Origin of the sequence: Salmonella sp. SJTUF15570, from assembly GCF_043357055.1 — a bacterium.
GTDB lineage: Bacteria > Pseudomonadota > Gammaproteobacteria > Enterobacterales > Enterobacteriaceae > Salmonella > Salmonella enterica.
Map to the genome: position 1 here is coordinate 170,115 of NZ_JBEUKJ010000006.1, position 14,329 is coordinate 184,443.

The following is a 14,329-nucleotide window of genomic DNA, read 5'->3' on the forward strand; positions in this document are numbered from 1 at the left end:
GGCTTGTATGCCCGGTATGGTCAAGGTTACAGGATTTAATATGCGTAATAGCCATAACATTACTTTCACAAGGTCAGACGCCTTCATGGTCGACGATGACGCCACCAGTGCATTTCCGGGGGCGGTGGTCGGCTTTGTGTCATGGCTGCTGGCGTTGGGGATCCCTTTTCTGCTTTATGGCCCTAACACGCTGTTTTTTTTCCTCTATACCTGGCCCTTTTTCCTCGCGTTAATGCCGGTATCGGTGATTATCGGCATTGCGTTGCATCTGCTGGTAAAGGGCAAAATACTTTTTAGCATCATGTTTACTCTACTGGCCGTAGGCGCGCTGTTTGGCGCGTTATTTATATGGCTATTAGGGTAGACGGGTTATCACTGCGCCTCCGGTCATAATTCAAACCGTAACCAACAATGAGATTATGTTCTCCTTACTCGGGTATACGTAACATCCGGCAAATGTGGTACATTTGCCGGCGTTGTCGCGGCAATCCCGTCCTGAATGTGGAGTCACAGAGGACGTTATGGGATGATGATGCCGTTTTTCAGGGGGCAGGATGGGTAAACTAACGCTGCTGTTGCTGGCTTTACTGGTCTGGCTACAGTACTCGCTGTGGTTCGGTAAGAACGGCATACATGACTATAGCCGCGTCAACGATGATGTGGTCGCGCAGCAGGCGACAAACGCCAAACTTAAAGCGCGTAACGATCAGCTTTTTGCCGAAATTGACGATCTCAATGGCGGCCAGGAAGCGATAGAGGAGCGCGCGCGCAACGAACTTAGCATGACCAAACCGGGCGAAACCTTCTATCGTCTGGTGCCTGACGCCTCAAAACGCGCGGCAACGGCGGGGCAAACTCATCGATAAACCATCCAGGGATTTAACATGGCAGCCACTTTATTGGACGTTTGCGCCGTGGTGCCGGCGGCCGGATTTGGCCGCCGAATGCAAACAGAATGTCCTAAGCAGTATCTCTCAATCGGTAATAAAACCATTCTGGAGCACTCAGTTCATGCGCTGCTGGCGCATCCTCGGGTGACACGCGTTGTTATTGCTATCAGCCCTGGCGATCATCGCTTTGCCCAACTTCCGCTGGCGAATCATCCGCAAATCACCGTTGTGGATGGCGGCAACGAACGCGCTGATTCCGTTTTGGCCGGGTTACAGGCCGTTGCAGAGGCGCAGTGGGTGCTGGTGCACGACGCGGCAAGACCCTGTTTGCATCAGGATGACCTTGCGCGGTTGCTGGCTATCAGCGAAAACAGCCGGGTCGGCGGTATCCTCGCCAGTCCGGTGCGCGACACCATGAAACGCGGCGAACCAGGGAAAAACGCTATTGCCCATACCGTAGAGCGCGCCGATTTATGGCACGCGCTCACCCCGCAGTTTTTCCCCCGCGAACTCTTGCACGATTGTCTGACGCGTGCGCTGAATGAAGGCGCGACCATCACCGACGAAGCGTCAGCGCTGGAGTATTGTGGTTTTCATCCGGCGCTGGTAGAAGGTCGCGCGGATAACATCAAGGTCACCCGTCCGGAAGATCTGGCGCTGGCGGAATTTTATCTGACCCGAACCATCCACCAGGAGAAAGCATAATGCGAATTGGACACGGTTTTGACGTACACGCGTTTGGCGGAGAAGGGCCGATTATCATTGGCGGCGTGCGTATCCCTTATGAAAAAGGGCTATTGGCGCATTCCGATGGCGATGTGGCGTTACATGCGCTGACCGATGCGCTGCTGGGTGCGGCGGCGCTTGGCGATATCGGCAAGCTCTTCCCGGATACCGATCCGGCATTTAAGGGAGCGGATAGCCGCGAACTACTGCGTGAAGCCTGGCGTCGTATTCAGGCGAAGGGGTACACCCTCGGCAACGTGGATGTCACCATTATTGCGCAGGCGCCGAAAATGCTGCCGCATATTCCGCAAATGCGCGTCTTTATCGCCGAAGATCTCGGCTGCCATATGGATGACGTTAACGTGAAGGCGACGACGACGGAAAAGCTCGGATTTACCGGACGCGGAGAAGGCATTGCCTGCGAAGCGGTCGCGTTGCTGATGAAGGCGGCGAAATGACAGAGTTTGACAATCTCACCTGGCTGCACGGAAAACCACAAGGTAGCGGATTGCTGAAAGCGAATCCGGAAGATTTTGTGGTGGTTGAAGATTTAGGCTTTACGCCGGATGGTGAAGGCGAGCACATTCTGCTGCGTATTTTGAAAAACGGTTGTAATACCCGTTTTGTCGCTGACGCGCTGGCGAAATTCCTGAAAATTCACGCTCGCGAAGTGAGCTTTGCCGGGCAAAAAGATAAACACGCCGTTACCGAGCAGTGGCTGTGCGCGCGCGTGCCGGGGAAAGAGATGCCCGATTTCAGCGCCTTTCAGCTGGAAGGTTGTAAAGTGCTGGAATACGCGCGTCACAAGCGTAAGCTGCGTTTAGGCGCGCTGAAAGGCAATGCCTTTACGCTGGTATTGCGTGAAATAAGCGATCGCCGCGATGTCGAAACACGATTGCAGGCGATTCGCGATGGCGGCGTGCCGAACTATTTCGGCGCACAACGATTCGGCATTGGCGGCAGCAACTTGCAGGGCGCGCTGCGCTGGGCGCAAAGTAACGCGCCGGTGCGCGATCGCAATAAACGCAGTTTTTGGTTGTCGGCGGCGCGTAGCGCGTTGTTTAATCAAATTGTTCACCAGCGGCTGAAGAAACCAGACTTTAATCAAGTTGTTGACGGCGATGCGCTACAATTAGCGGGGCGTGGAAGCTGGTTCGTCGCGACATCTGAAGAACTGCCTGAATTGCAGCGCCGGGTAGACGAAAAAGAGCTGATGATTACAGCATCGTTGCCGGGCAGCGGAGAGTGGGGAACACAGCGTGCGGCGCTGGCGTTTGAGCAAGATGCCATTGCCCAGGAAACGGTGTTGCAATCGCTGTTGCTGCGCGAAAAAGTAGAGGCGTCGCGCAGAGCGATGCTGCTTTATCCGCAACAATTAAGCTGGAACTGGTGGGATGACGTTACCGTCGAGTTACGTTTCTGGCTGCCCGCAGGCAGTTTTGCCACCAGCGTAGTAAGGGAACTGATCAACACAATGGGTGATTATGCGCATATTGCTGAGTAACGATGACGGGGTTCACGCGCCCGGTATACAAACGCTGGCGAAAGCGCTGCGTGAGTTTGCTGATGTACAGGTCGTAGCCCCGGATCGTAACCGCAGCGGCGCGTCTAATTCCCTCACGCTGGAATCTTCGCTTCGTACTTTTACCTTTGATAATGGCGATATCGCCGTACAGATGGGGACGCCGACCGATTGCGTCTATCTGGGCGTTAATGCCTTAATGCGTCCGCGTCCGGATATTGTCGTTTCCGGTATTAACGCGGGTCCGAATCTGGGCGATGATGTGATCTATTCCGGTACAGTCGCCGCGGCGATGGAAGGTCGTCATCTCGGCTTTCCGGCATTAGCGGTCTCCCTTAACGGCTATCAGCATTATGATACGGCTGCAGCCGTGACTTGCGCGCTTTTGCGAGGGTTAAGCCGGGAGCCGTTGCGTACCGGGCGTATTCTCAACGTGAATGTCCCGGATCTACCGTTAGCGCAGGTTAAAGGCATCCGCGTGACTCGCTGTGGTAGCCGCCATCCAGCGGATAAAGTAATCCCGCAGGAAGATCCGCGCGGTAATACATTGTACTGGATTGGCCCGCCGGGCGATAAATACGATGCCGGGCCGGATACCGATTTCGCGGCGGTGGATGAAGGCTACGTCTCCGTCACGCCGTTGCATGTGGATTTAACCGCGCACAGCGCGCATGATGTGGTTTCAGACTGGTTAGACAGCGTGGGAGTTGGCACGCAATGGTAAGTGGACGTGTACAGGCTCTTCTTGAACAATTGCGCGCGCAGGGCATCAGAGATGAGCAGGTGCTTAATGCGCTTGCCGCAGTGCCGCGCGAGAAATTTATTGATGAAGCGTTTGAACATAAGGCCTGGGAAAATATCGCTTTGCCGATAGGCCAGGGTCAGACGATTTCGCAGCCCTATATGGTGGCGCGAATGACGGAGCTGCTCGAACTGACGCCGCAATCCAGGGTGCTGGAAATTGGCACCGGTTCCGGCTATCAGACGGCGATTCTGGCGCATCTGGTACATCACGTTTGCTCCGTTGAGCGGATTAAGGGGCTGCAATGGCAGGCGCGCCGCCGTCTGAAGCAGCTCGATTTACATAATGTTTCTACCCGTCATGGCGATGGCTGGCAAGGCTGGCAGGCGCGTGCGCCGTTTGACGCTATCATTGTGACGGCCGCGCCGCCGGAAATTCCTACCGCGCTCATGGCACAGTTGGATGAAGGCGGCATTCTTGTTCTGCCCGTGGGCGATGAGCAGCAGTTTTTGAAACGCGTGCGTCGCCGGGGCGGCGAATTTATTATCGATACCGTGGAGGCCGTTCGCTTCGTCCCGTTAGTCAAGGGAGAGCTGGCCTAGTTTGCCCTGCAAACACCCACTCTTACGCCTGATGAAGCCGAAACGAATACCTGGAGTTTTCCTGGTTATTCCCGGTGGGTTAAGCGTATCGTGAACACATTTTCCCGTGTTCACTTAATGCGTTGCACGGTTCTTACGTCACTGGTTGTTAACCAAATTTTTTCCTGGGGGATAAATGAGCGCGGGAAGCCCAAAATTCACCGTTAGTCGCATTGCGGCACTATCACTGGTTTCACTATGGCTGGCAGGTTGTACCAGTTCGTCAAACCCTCCGGCGCCGGTCACGTCTGTGGACAGTGGGTCGTCAAATACCAATTCCGGGATGTTGATCACACCGCCGCCAAAAATGGGCGCGACGACGCAACAAACGCCGCAACAAGCGCCGCAAATTCAACCCGTTCAGCGTCCTGTAACGCAGCCCATGCAAACTCAACCGGTCACGGAACAACCCGTGCAGATGGAAAATGGGCGAATCGTATACAATCGCCAGTATGGGAATATTCCGAAAGGTAGCTATACGGGTGGCAGTACTTACACCGTGAAAAAGGGTGATACGCTTTTTTACATCGCCTGGATTACCGGGAACGATTTCCGCGATCTGGCCCAGAGAAACAGTATTTCTGCCCCGTATAGCCTGAATGTAGGGCAAACTTTGCAAGTTGGTAACGCATCCGGTACGCCAATTACTGGCGGAAATGCGATCACCCAGGCGGATGCAGCACAGCAAGGAGTTGTGACCAGGTCTGCACAAAATTCCACCGTTGCAGTTGCGTCTCAACCAACAATTACGTATTCTGAGGGCTCAGGTGAACAAAGTGCTAACAAAATGTTGCCAAACAACAAGCCTGCTGGGACGGTTGTCACAGCGCCTGTAACGGCACCAACGGTAAGCACGACCGAACCAAATGCAAGCAGTACGTCAACCAGCGCGCCGATTTCCGCATGGCGCTGGCCGACGGATGGCAAAGTGATCGAAAACTTTGGCGCTTCCGAAGGGGGCAATAAAGGGATCGACATTGCAGGCAGTAAGGGACAGGCTATCGTCGCAACCGCTGATGGGCGCGTCGTATATGCCGGTAACGCACTGCGTGGTTACGGTAATCTTATTATCATCAAACATAACGATGATTACCTGAGTGCCTACGCCCATAATGATACGATGCTGGTCCGGGAACAACAGGAAGTTAAGGCGGGGCAAAAAATCGCTACTATGGGTAGCACCGGCACCAGCTCTACACGCTTGCATTTTGAAATTCGTTACAAGGGGAAATCCGTAAACCCGCTGCGTTATTTACCGCAGCGATAAAGCGGCGGAACCAGGCTTTGACTTGCTAGTTCCGTCAAGGGATCACGGGTAGGAGCCACCTTATGAGTCAGAATACGCTGAAAGTTCATGATTTAAATGAAGACGCGGAATTTGATGAGAACGGAGTAGAGGCTTTTGACGAAAAAGCCTTGAGTGAAGAGGAACCCAGTGATAACGACCTGGCTGAAGAAGAGCTGTTATCGCAAGGGGCCACACAGCGTGTGTTGGACGCGACTCAGCTTTACCTTGGTGAGATTGGGTATTCACCACTGTTAACAGCCGAAGAAGAAGTCTATTTTGCGCGTCGCGCACTGCGTGGAGATGTCGCTTCTCGCCGTCGCATGATTGAGAGTAACCTGCGTCTGGTGGTAAAAATTGCCCGCCGTTATGGCAATCGTGGACTGGCGTTGCTGGACCTGATTGAAGAGGGCAACCTGGGGCTTATCCGTGCAGTCGAGAAGTTTGACCCGGAACGCGGGTTCCGCTTCTCAACATACGCAACCTGGTGGATTCGCCAGACAATCGAACGGGCGATTATGAACCAAACCCGTACGATTCGCTTGCCGATTCACATTGTTAAAGAGCTGAACGTATACCTGCGCACCGCACGTGAGTTGTCGCATAAACTGGACCACGAACCGAGTGCGGAAGAAATTGCAGAGCAACTGGATAAACCGGTTGATGACGTCAGCCGTATGCTTCGTCTCAACGAGCGCATTACCTCGGTAGACACCCCGCTGGGCGGTGATTCCGAAAAAGCGTTGCTGGACATCCTGGCCGATGAAAAAGAGAACGGTCCGGAAGACACCACGCAAGATGACGATATGAAACAGAGCATCGTCAAATGGTTGTTCGAACTGAACGCCAAACAGCGTGAAGTGCTGGCGCGCCGTTTCGGTCTGCTGGGATATGAAGCTGCGACACTGGAAGATGTAGGCCGTGAAATCGGTCTTACGCGTGAACGTGTTCGTCAGATTCAGGTTGAAGGCCTGCGCCGTCTGCGCGAAATTCTGCAGACGCAGGGGCTGAATATCGAAGCGCTGTTCCGCGAGTAAGTACCCTTGTCAAAAAAAGGCCAGTCTGTCGACTGGCCTTTTTTTTACCGTTTGTCTTCTGCCAGCAGCGGCGGGATACTCGGCACCATTGGCGCGTCATCAATATCTTTTTGCGTCATGCGAAACGCTTGTGGATAGTGTTCGCGGCTGGTACGGCGTAACGGTTCGGTATCGCGCCAGGTATACAGACAATGCTGACACTGATATACCGTCCAGACTCCTTTTACCGGCGAAGTCGCCATGAGTTCAATATGTGCATCGGCACAGCGTGGACAAATCATCGGTTACTCCTTATTTACGGTTGGCCAGCATGGCGGTCAGCTTTTCAGCCCAGGCTTTAGTTTCCGGTAAATCAACAACCGGCTGGCTATAGTGACCACGGTTATCTGGCGCAACCGGCGTGGTGGCGTCAATGATCAGCTTGTCGGTAATCCCCGCCGGGCTTGAGCCCGGGTCCAGTTCCAGGACGGACATATTCGGTAGCTGTACCAGATCGCCTGCCGGATTCACTTTCGACGACAACGCCCACATCACCTGTGGCAGATTGAATGGATCGACATCTTCATCGACCATGATCACCATCTTCACATATCCCAGACCGTGCGGCGTCGTCATCGCTCGCAGGCCCACCGCGCGGGCAAAGCCGCCGTAGCGTTTTTTGGTTGAGATGATGGCCAGCAGGCCGTGGGTGTACATGGCGTTTACCGCCTGCACTTCCGGAAATTCGGCTTTCAGCTGTTGATACAGTGGCACGCAGGTCGCCGGCCCCATCAGGTAGTCGATTTCCGTCCACGGCATCCCCAAATAGAGCGATTCAAAAATGGGTTTGCTGCGATAAGAGACCTTATCGATACGCACCACGGTCATGTTGCGACCGCCGGAATAGTGGCCGGTAAATTCGCCGAACGGTCCTTCAATTTCACGTTTACGGCTTTCGATGACCCCTTCAAGAATGACTTCAGATCCCCACGGCACATCAAAACCGGTCAACGGCGCGGTGGCGATAGGATAGGGGCTTTCACGCAGCGCGCCTGCCATTTCATACTCTGACTGATCGTATTTCAGCGGCGTTGCGCCCATCAGGGTAATGATCGGATCGTTACCCAACGTGATCGCAATTGGCAGATCTTCTCCGCGCTCTTCGGCTTTGTGCAGGTGCAATGCGATATCATGCATCGGCACTGGTTGCAGACCCAGCTTACGCTTGCCTTTAACTTCCATGCGGTAGATGCCGACATTCTGCTTGCCGAAGTTATCGGGATCGAGCGGATCGCGTGATACCACACAGGCTTTATCCAGATAGAATCCGCCGTCGCCGTCGTTCAGACGAAACAGCGGCAGGATATCAAACAGGTTGATTGCGTCGCCGTCGACGGTATTTTCCGCCCAGCCCGGATTCGCCCGTCGTTCCGGCGCTACCGGAAAATTGTCCCAGCGGCGAATAAATTCATCGATCTGTTTTTTAACCGGCGTGTTAGGCGGCAAACCCAGTGAGATGGCATGGTTCTGCCAGGAACCGATGGTATTCATCGCCACGCGGGCGTCGGTAAAACCACGAATATTGTCAAACCACAGCGCGGGCGCGCCATCGCCGATGCGTCCCGTTGCGTTGGCAGCGGCGGCGAGATCCGGCTCCGCATTCACTTCCTCGCTGATTTTCTGCAGTTGTCCCTGCTGATCCAGCGCATGTAAAAAACTGCGCAAATCATCAAATGCCATTATCCATTCTCCTGTGAAAAATTTGCTGCCTGTCGCAGTCCTTGCCAGCGGCGCGTGCGCGTATGCTCCAGACCAAACTGGTCGAGAACGCGCGCTACGATGTGCTGGATAATATCGTCAACGGTTTGCGGCAGGTTGTAGAAGGCGGGCATGGGCGGCACTATCGCCACCCCCATACGAGAAAGCGCTAGCATGTTTTCCAGATGAATCGTGCTGAGCGGCATTTCCCGCGGCACAAGCACCAGCTTGCGACCCTCTTTCAACACGACATCGGCAGCGCGTCCCACCAGCCCCTCGGCATAGCCGGCGCGAACCCCCGCCAGTGTTTTCATACTGCAGGGGATAATAATCATGCCGTCGGTACGAAATGAGCCGGAGGAAATGGTCGCCGCCTGATCGGCCGGGCTATGACAATAATCTGCCAGGGAGGCTACCTCAGCGGGCGTGTAGGGCGTCTCCAGTTCAATAGTGGTTTTCGCCCACTTTGACATTACCAGATGCGTTTCAACATCAGGTATCGCCCGCAATGCCTGGAGTAGCTCGACGCCAAGCGGCGCGCCGGTCGCACCGGTCATCCCCACAATCAATCTCATTTCTTACCTCAAATATCGTTCGTATACGAACATTTTGATCAAAATACGCCCACACGGCCTTTGCGACAAGATCGCTCCCGACGCCTGCGCACGTTTAGCTAAAGCATTCGTCATTAAAAAACCGTGCATAAGTCGTTATGATAGAAAAAGTTAATTTATCCGGAGCGCTCATGGAGTTACGAAACACCGCGTTTCATCTGTTACGCCAACTTTTTCAGCAACATACCGCACGCTGGCAGCATGAACTACCGGAGCTCACCAAACCTCAATATGCGGTGATGCGCGTTATTGCTGAACATCCGGGTATTGAACAGGTCGATCTGACCGAAGCGGCGGTCAGCACTAAAGCGACGCTGGCGGAGATGTTAAGCCGGATGGAAAATCGTGGGCTGGTAAAGCGAGAAAACGATCCGCTGGATAAACGTCGGCGTTTTGTCTATCTCACCGTTCAGGGCCAAACGTTGCTCGCCGCCGCGATACCACTGGGGGATCGCGTTGACGATGAGTTTTTGGGGCGACTGAGCGCTGAAGAACGCGAACAGTTTACGCAACTGGTTCGCAAGATGATGACGTAAGCGGCTTGCGCCGCTTCGCTATTGTTTGGCCATCAGCAGTGAGATATCCACTTTGGCCAGCGCCCGAATTGCGCTTTCCGGCAGGCCGTCATCGGTGACGATTTGGTTGAATTCCGCCAGCGGTAACGCCAGCCATGTAGCGACCTGGCCGTATTTGGTCGCGTCGCACACCAGAATTTTTTGGCGGCTGGCGCTGGCGACGGCCCGTTTCACCGTGACTTTATCTTCTGCCGGCGTTGAAATACCGCGCACGCTCCAGGAAGAGGCGGAAATAAAGGCCTGGTCAATCATCAACCCACGCAAAAGCGTCGCCGCGGCTTCACCGACGCACGACCGGTTTTCCCGGCATACCGCCCCGCCAGTGTGAATAATTGTGCAATCGCTATTGTCCATCAGGTAATCGGCGATAACGAAATCATTCGTCACCACCGTAAGTTTATTCATCGTAACCAGCTGCCTGGCGATCGCCAGCGTGGTCGTACCTGCATCAAGGTAGATACAGCTTTCTGGCTGTACCAGGCTGGCGGCCAGTTTGCCAATCGCCGCTTTCTGCGGCGTCGCCAGTTCGGTTTTGATCTGATGCGAGGGTTCGTGCGCCACGCGAGTCGATGATTGCACGCCGCCAGAGACCTGGATTACCGCGCCTTGCTGCTCCAGTTTTTGTAAATCACGGCGGATAGTCATGTGGGATACATGCATGCGCTCGGTCAGTTCAGCGATACTGACGATGCCTTTCTCCGCCACCATATCAAGAATGATTTGTCGACGCTCAGTAGGTATCAACGTCTGCTCCTTTCTTTAGTCCTGTCGCGATTTTACGCGATTTCTCGTCACAGCGTGTGAAGTTCTATGAGGATTGCCTTCACAAAAAATAACACATTTTGTTATTTTTTGTGAAATAACTCACCGCAATTGTTTACAAAAACGCCTATATTCACATAACAAAACATAATATCACGTAAATTAACATGGAGTGATAATGACAACAGGAACCGATTTTCATGTCGGCATTGTGGGGCTTGGCTCAATGGGAATGGGCGCTGCGCGTTCATGCCTGCGCGCCGGGCTTTCCACATGGGGGGCCGATCTTAACCCGCAAGCGTGCGCGAATCTTCTTGCTGAAGGGGCTTGTGGGGCTGCCGCCAGCGCCAGGGAGTTCGCCGGCGTCGTGGATGCGTTAGTCATTCTGGTCGTCAATGCCGCCCAGGTCAGACAGGTGTTATTCGGTGAGGATGGCGTCGCCCATCTGATGAAACCCGGAAGCGCGGTGATGGTTTCGTCCACGATCTCAAGCGCCGACGCGCAAGAGATAGCCGCGGCGTTGACGGCATTGAATCTTAACATGCTGGATGCGCCGGTTTCCGGCGGCGCGGTAAAAGCGGCGCAGGGCGAAATGACGGTGATGGCCTCCGGGAGCGAGGCGGCGTTTACCCGCCTGAAGCCTGTGCTGGACGCCGTTGCCAGCAACGTTTATCGCATCAGCGATACGCCGGGCGCAGGCTCAACCGTCAAAATCATTCATCAGCTGCTGGCTGGCGTGCATATTGCGGCGGCGGCCGAAGCGATGGCGCTGGCCGCGCGGGCCGGTATTCCTCTGGACGTGATGTATGACGTCGTGACCCATGCCGCCGGCAACTCCTGGATGTTCGAAAACCGTATGCAGCATGTCGTTGACGGCGACTATACCCCGCGTTCGGCCGTCGACATTTTTGTCAAAGATTTGGGGCTGGTTGCCGACACGGCGAAAGCGCTGCGCTTCCCCTTACCGCTGGCCTCTACGGCGTTAAATATGTTCACCAGCGCCAGTAACGCCGGTTATGGCAAAGAGGATGACAGCGCTGTGATCAAAATTTTCTCAGGGATTACTCTGCCTGGCGTCACGCCTGAGGAGCCGTCATGTTAAAAATTGGCGTCATTGCCGATGATTTTACCGGCGCGACCGACATCGCCAGTTTTCTGGTCGAAAACGGGATGCCGACAGTGCAGATTAATGATGTCCCAACCGGGACGCAACCGGAAGGGTGCGACGCGGTGGTTATCAGCCTGAAAACCCGCTCATGCCCGGCGCAAGAGGCGATAAAACAATCGCTGGCGGCGCTGGTATGGCTGAAAAAACAGGGCTGCCAGCAAGTCTATTTCAAATATTGCTCGACTTTCGATAGTACCGCCGAAGGCAATATCGGCCCGGTCACCGATGCGCTGATGGTGGCGCTGGATACCTCATTTACCGTGATTTCTCCCGCGCTGCCGGTTAACGGACGCACGGTTTATCAGGGCTATCTGTTTGTCATGAACCACTTGCTGGCGGAGTCCGGTATGCGCCACCACCCTATCAATCCGATGACCGACAGCTACCTGCCGCGTCTGATGGAAGCGCAGGCGCAAGGACGCTGCGGCGTTATTCCGGCTCAGACGCTTGATGAAGGCGTTGCCGCGACCCGTGCGGCGCTGTCGCGTTTACAGCAGGAAGGATATCGCTACGCGGTACTTGACGCGCTCAATGAGCGGCACCTGGAAATCCAGGGCGAGGTTTTGCGTGATGCCCCGCTGGTGACCGGCGGTTCCGGGCTGGCAATGGGGCTGGCGCGTCAGTGGGCGAAGCACGGCGTTTCTCAGGCCCGTTCCGCAGGCTATCCGCTGAGCGGTCGCGCGGTGGTGCTTTCCGGTTCCTGTTCGCAAATGACGAATCAGCAGGTGGCCTTCTATCGACAACATGCTCCCACACGCGACGTTGACGTGGCGCGCTGCCTGTCATCCGAGACGCGCGAGGCCTACGCTGAAGCGCTGGCGCAGTGGGTGCTCAGTCAGGACAGCGAACTGGCGCCAATGATTAGCGCCACCGCCTCCACGCAGGCGCTGGCCGCCATCCAGCAGCAATATGGCGCTACCGAAGCCAGCCATGCGGTAGAGGCGCTCTTTTCCCTGCTGGCTGCTCGCTTAGCGGAAGGCGGTATCACCCGGTTTATCGTGGCGGGCGGCGAAACCTCGGGCGTGGTGACGCAAAGCCTCGGTATTACCGGTTTTCACATCGGACCGTGCATTTCACCCGGCGTGCCGTGGGTCAATGCGCTCCATGCGCCGGTCTCGCTGGCGCTAAAGTCAGGCAATTTTGGCGATGAATCCTTTTTCATCCGCGCTCAAAGGGAGTTTCAGGTATGACGACACTGGCAAAAGAAGAGCACGCTTTGCGAGAAGAGATGGTCAGGATAGCCGCCTCGTTTTTCCAGCGCGGCTATGCCACCGGCTCGGCAGGCAACCTCTCGCTGTTACTGCCGGACGGCAATATTCTGGCGACGCCCACCGGTTCGTGTCTGGGCAATCTCGACCCACAGCGGCTATCCAAAGTGGACCCGCAGGGCGAATGGCTCAGCGGCGATAAACCGTCTAAAGAGGTGCGTTTTCATCTGGCGTTGTATCGCAATAACCCTTGCTGCAAGGCCGTGGTACATCTGCACAGCACCTGGTCAACGGCGCTTTCCTGTCTCGAAGGGCTGGACCCGCAAAATGTGATTCGCCCGTTTACCCCCTATGTGGTGATGCGGATGGGAGACATTCCGCTGGTTCCCTACTATCGCCCGGGGGATGACCGAATTGCTCGCGATTTGGCTGCGCTGGCGGCCCGGCATCAGGCCTTTTTACTGGCTAATCATGGGCCGGTCGTGTGCGGGGAGAATTTGCAGGAAGCCGCTAATAATACCGAGGAGCTGGAAGAGACGGCAAAGCTGATTTTTATCCTTGGCGAACGCCCGATTCGTTATTTAACCACCGAAGAAATTGCGCAGTTAAGGAGATAACCCGATGCCGCGTTTTGCCGCCAATTTGTCGATGATGTTTACCGAAGCGCCGTTTATCGAGCGTTTTGCCGCTGCTGCCGAAGCCGGTTTTCAGGCCGTTGAGTTTCTGTTCCCCTACGGCTTTGCCGCCAGCGAGATTAAAGCCCAGCTATCGCGTCATGATCTGACGCTGGCGCTGTTTAATACTTCGGCGGGCGATACCGCGGCGGGCGAGTGGGGACGTGCCGTGCTACCGGGGCGCGAACACGACGCGCGCGCCGATATTGAACTGGCTCTGGAATACGCTCTGGCGCTGGAATGCGAGCAGGTTCACATCATGGCGGGCGTCGTGCCGGATGGCGCTGATGGCGCACGTTATCGCGCCACGTTTATCGATAATTTGCGTTATGCCGCCGACCGGTTTGCCGCCCACGATAAACGTATTTTGATCGAAGCGCTGAGTCCCGGCGTTAAACCCGGCTACCTCTTTTCCAGCCAATATCAGGCGCTGGGCATCGCAGAAGAGGTTGACCGCCCGAATGTGTTCATCCAGCTCGACACTTTCCATGCGCAAAAAGTGGATGGCAATTTGAGTCACCTGATTCGCGAGTACGCGGGCCGCTATGCCCATGTACAAATCGCCTCGCTACCGGACAGACATGAACCGGATGATGGCGAGATCAACTACCCGTGGCTGTTCCGGCTGTTCGATGACGTAGGTTATCGCGGCTGGATAGGCTGCGAATACCAACCACGGAATACCACTCAGGACGGGCTTGGCTGGTTTAACGCCTGGCGCTAACCCTGAACTACCCTACACAACAAT

The 14,329-nt window shown here is 55.2% G+C and carries 19 protein-coding genes; 14 read left to right on the forward strand and 5 right to left on the reverse strand.

The features are described 5' to 3' along the window. The first annotated feature begins 40 nt into the window (after positions 1 to 40). The 7 genes from ABVN44_RS14000 to ABVN44_RS14030 all read left to right on the forward strand — a co-directional run bounded on the left by ABVN44_RS14000 (position 41) and on the right by ABVN44_RS14030 (position 4,482). Complete coding sequence (locus ABVN44_RS14000; protein ID WP_001537530.1) at positions 41 to 364, forward strand: DUF3561 family protein; 324 nt, start codon at positions 41 to 43, stop codon at positions 362 to 364. Positions 365 to 554: 190 nt separating this feature from the next. After that, positions 555 to 866: a cell division protein FtsB gene (gene ftsB, locus ABVN44_RS14005; RefSeq protein ID WP_000517480.1), complete on the forward strand. Its 312-nt coding sequence runs from the start codon at positions 555 to 557 to the stop codon at positions 864 to 866. An 18-nt stretch (positions 867 to 884) separates the two neighbouring features. Continuing rightward, positions 885 to 1,595: a 2-C-methyl-D-erythritol 4-phosphate cytidylyltransferase gene (gene ispD / locus ABVN44_RS14010; RefSeq protein ID WP_020839118.1), complete on the forward strand. Its 711-nt coding sequence runs from the start codon at positions 885 to 887 to the stop codon at positions 1,593 to 1,595. Then, entirely contained in the window at positions 1,595 to 2,074 is a 480-nt protein-coding gene (ispF, locus tag ABVN44_RS14015; protein ID WP_001219244.1) for a 2-C-methyl-D-erythritol 2,4-cyclodiphosphate synthase, read from the forward strand. The genes ispD and ispF overlap by 1 nt, the downstream gene beginning before the upstream one ends. Continuing rightward, complete coding sequence (gene truD / locus ABVN44_RS14020; RefSeq protein WP_000134246.1) at positions 2,071 to 3,120, forward strand: tRNA pseudouridine(13) synthase TruD; 1,050 nt, start codon at positions 2,071 to 2,073, stop codon at positions 3,118 to 3,120. Before ispF ends, truD begins: the two co-directional genes overlap by 4 nt. Continuing rightward, the gene (gene surE / locus ABVN44_RS14025; protein ID WP_001221538.1) at positions 3,101 to 3,862 is read left to right on the forward strand and encodes a 5'/3'-nucleotidase SurE; all 762 of its coding nucleotides are present in this window, start codon (positions 3,101 to 3,103) and stop codon (positions 3,860 to 3,862) included. The genes truD and surE overlap by 20 nt, the downstream gene beginning before the upstream one ends. Further along, entirely contained in the window at positions 3,856 to 4,482 is a 627-nt protein-coding gene (locus ABVN44_RS14030; RefSeq protein ID WP_000253545.1) for a protein-L-isoaspartate(D-aspartate) O-methyltransferase, read from the forward strand. Before surE ends, ABVN44_RS14030 begins: the two co-directional genes overlap by 7 nt. Before the next feature lie 138 nt (positions 4,483 to 4,620). On the opposite strand, the gene ABVN44_RS14035 is transcribed toward ABVN44_RS14030, so the two are convergent. Then, positions 4,621 to 4,779 (reverse strand): peptidase, encoded by a 159-nt coding sequence (locus ABVN44_RS14035; protein WP_223148970.1) that lies wholly within the window; start codon positions 4,777 to 4,779, stop codon positions 4,621 to 4,623. Here ABVN44_RS14035 and nlpD point away from each other — a divergent pair. Continuing rightward, positions 4,709 to 5,788 (forward strand): murein hydrolase activator NlpD, encoded by a 1,080-nt coding sequence (gene nlpD, locus ABVN44_RS14040; protein ID WP_223156435.1) that lies wholly within the window; start codon positions 4,709 to 4,711, stop codon positions 5,786 to 5,788. The genes ABVN44_RS14035 and nlpD overlap by 71 nt on opposite strands. A 62-nt stretch (positions 5,789 to 5,850) precedes the next feature. After that, entirely contained in the window at positions 5,851 to 6,843 is a 993-nt protein-coding gene (gene rpoS, locus ABVN44_RS14045; RefSeq protein WP_000081498.1) for an RNA polymerase sigma factor RpoS, read from the forward strand. Between the two features lie 44 nt (positions 6,844 to 6,887). On the opposite strand, the gene ABVN44_RS14050 is transcribed toward rpoS, so the two are convergent. Genes ABVN44_RS14050 through ABVN44_RS14060 form a run of 3 tightly spaced genes read right to left on the reverse strand, consistent with a single transcriptional unit; the run spans position 6,888 to position 9,155 of the window. Continuing rightward, on the reverse strand, positions 6,888 to 7,124 hold the full coding sequence (locus tag ABVN44_RS14050) for a non-oxidative hydroxyarylic acid decarboxylases subunit D (protein ID WP_000562964.1): 237 nt from the start codon (positions 7,122 to 7,124) through the stop codon (positions 6,888 to 6,890). 10 nt (positions 7,125 to 7,134) lie between these two features. Then, positions 7,135 to 8,562: a non-oxidative hydroxyarylic acid decarboxylases subunit C gene (locus ABVN44_RS14055; protein ID WP_023232713.1), complete on the reverse strand. Its 1,428-nt coding sequence runs from the start codon at positions 8,560 to 8,562 to the stop codon at positions 7,135 to 7,137. Then, a complete protein-coding gene (locus ABVN44_RS14060) occupies positions 8,562 to 9,155 on the reverse strand; it encodes a non-oxidative hydroxyarylic acid decarboxylases subunit B (protein WP_001237183.1) in 594 nt (197 codons plus the stop codon). The genes ABVN44_RS14055 and ABVN44_RS14060 overlap by 1 nt, the downstream gene beginning before the upstream one ends. A gap of 170 nt (positions 9,156 to 9,325) precedes the next feature. Here ABVN44_RS14060 and ABVN44_RS14065 point away from each other — a divergent pair, with 170 nt between their 5' ends. Then, on the forward strand, positions 9,326 to 9,730 hold the full coding sequence (locus tag ABVN44_RS14065; protein WP_000423338.1) for a MarR family winged helix-turn-helix transcriptional regulator: 405 nt from the start codon (positions 9,326 to 9,328) through the stop codon (positions 9,728 to 9,730). An 18-nt stretch (positions 9,731 to 9,748) separates the two neighbouring features. Here the strand turns inward: ABVN44_RS14065 and ygbI are convergent, their stop codons facing one another. Then, complete coding sequence (gene ygbI, locus ABVN44_RS14070; protein ID WP_000613179.1) at positions 9,749 to 10,513, reverse strand: DNA-binding transcriptional repressor YgbI; 765 nt, start codon at positions 10,511 to 10,513, stop codon at positions 9,749 to 9,751. A 196-nt stretch (positions 10,514 to 10,709) separates the two neighbouring features. Here ygbI and ltnD point away from each other — a divergent pair, with 196 nt between their 5' ends. Genes ltnD through ABVN44_RS14090 form a run of 4 tightly spaced genes read left to right on the forward strand, consistent with a single transcriptional unit; the run spans position 10,710 to position 14,305 of the window. After that, complete coding sequence (ltnD, locus tag ABVN44_RS14075; RefSeq protein ID WP_000206958.1) at positions 10,710 to 11,633, forward strand: L-threonate dehydrogenase; 924 nt, start codon at positions 10,710 to 10,712, stop codon at positions 11,631 to 11,633. Continuing rightward, positions 11,627 to 12,889 (forward strand): 3-oxo-tetronate kinase, encoded by a 1,263-nt coding sequence (otnK, locus tag ABVN44_RS14080; RefSeq protein ID WP_000912488.1) that lies wholly within the window; start codon positions 11,627 to 11,629, stop codon positions 12,887 to 12,889. The genes ltnD and otnK overlap by 7 nt, the downstream gene beginning before the upstream one ends. Further along, positions 12,886 to 13,524 (forward strand): aldolase, encoded by a 639-nt coding sequence (locus ABVN44_RS14085; RefSeq protein WP_000209068.1) that lies wholly within the window; start codon positions 12,886 to 12,888, stop codon positions 13,522 to 13,524. The genes otnK and ABVN44_RS14085 overlap by 4 nt, the downstream gene beginning before the upstream one ends. A 4-nt stretch (positions 13,525 to 13,528) precedes the next feature. Next, complete coding sequence (locus ABVN44_RS14090; RefSeq protein WP_048348954.1) at positions 13,529 to 14,305, forward strand: HPr family phosphocarrier protein; 777 nt, start codon at positions 13,529 to 13,531, stop codon at positions 14,303 to 14,305. Positions 14,306 to 14,329 lie beyond the last annotated feature (24 nt).

What these genes read in the sequence shown, in the direction of transcription:
- ABVN44_RS14055 (WP_023232713.1), bottom strand. Translation starts at nt 8,562, where the DNA reads ATGGCATTTGATGATTTGCGCAGTTTTTTACATGCGCTGGATCAGCAG.
- ABVN44_RS14090 (WP_048348954.1), top strand. Translation starts at nt 13,529, where the DNA reads ATGCCGCGTTTTGCCGCCAATTTGTCGATGATGTTTACCGAAGCGCCG.
- ispF (WP_001219244.1), top strand. Translation starts at nt 1,595, where the DNA reads ATGCGAATTGGACACGGTTTTGACGTACACGCGTTTGGCGGAGAAGGG.
- truD (WP_000134246.1), top strand. Translation starts at nt 2,071, where the DNA reads ATGACAGAGTTTGACAATCTCACCTGGCTGCACGGAAAACCACAAGGT.
- otnK (WP_000912488.1), top strand. Translation starts at nt 11,627, where the DNA reads ATGTTAAAAATTGGCGTCATTGCCGATGATTTTACCGGCGCGACCGAC.
- ABVN44_RS14085 (WP_000209068.1), top strand. Translation starts at nt 12,886, where the DNA reads ATGACGACACTGGCAAAAGAAGAGCACGCTTTGCGAGAAGAGATGGTC.
- surE (WP_001221538.1), top strand. Translation starts at nt 3,101, where the DNA reads ATGCGCATATTGCTGAGTAACGATGACGGGGTTCACGCGCCCGGTATA.
- rpoS (WP_000081498.1), top strand. Translation starts at nt 5,851, where the DNA reads ATGAGTCAGAATACGCTGAAAGTTCATGATTTAAATGAAGACGCGGAA.
- ltnD (WP_000206958.1), top strand. Translation starts at nt 10,710, where the DNA reads ATGACAACAGGAACCGATTTTCATGTCGGCATTGTGGGGCTTGGCTCA.
- ABVN44_RS14030 (WP_000253545.1), top strand. Translation starts at nt 3,856, where the DNA reads ATGGTAAGTGGACGTGTACAGGCTCTTCTTGAACAATTGCGCGCGCAG.
- ABVN44_RS14065 (WP_000423338.1), top strand. Translation starts at nt 9,326, where the DNA reads ATGGAGTTACGAAACACCGCGTTTCATCTGTTACGCCAACTTTTTCAG.
- ispD (WP_020839118.1), top strand. Translation starts at nt 885, where the DNA reads ATGGCAGCCACTTTATTGGACGTTTGCGCCGTGGTGCCGGCGGCCGGA.
- ABVN44_RS14050 (WP_000562964.1), bottom strand. Translation starts at nt 7,124, where the DNA reads ATGATTTGTCCACGCTGTGCCGATGCACATATTGAACTCATGGCGACT.
- ABVN44_RS14060 (WP_001237183.1), bottom strand. Translation starts at nt 9,155, where the DNA reads ATGAGATTGATTGTGGGGATGACCGGTGCGACCGGCGCGCCGCTTGGC.
- ftsB (WP_000517480.1), top strand. Translation starts at nt 555, where the DNA reads ATGGGTAAACTAACGCTGCTGTTGCTGGCTTTACTGGTCTGGCTACAG.
- ABVN44_RS14000 (WP_001537530.1), top strand. Translation starts at nt 41, where the DNA reads ATGCGTAATAGCCATAACATTACTTTCACAAGGTCAGACGCCTTCATG.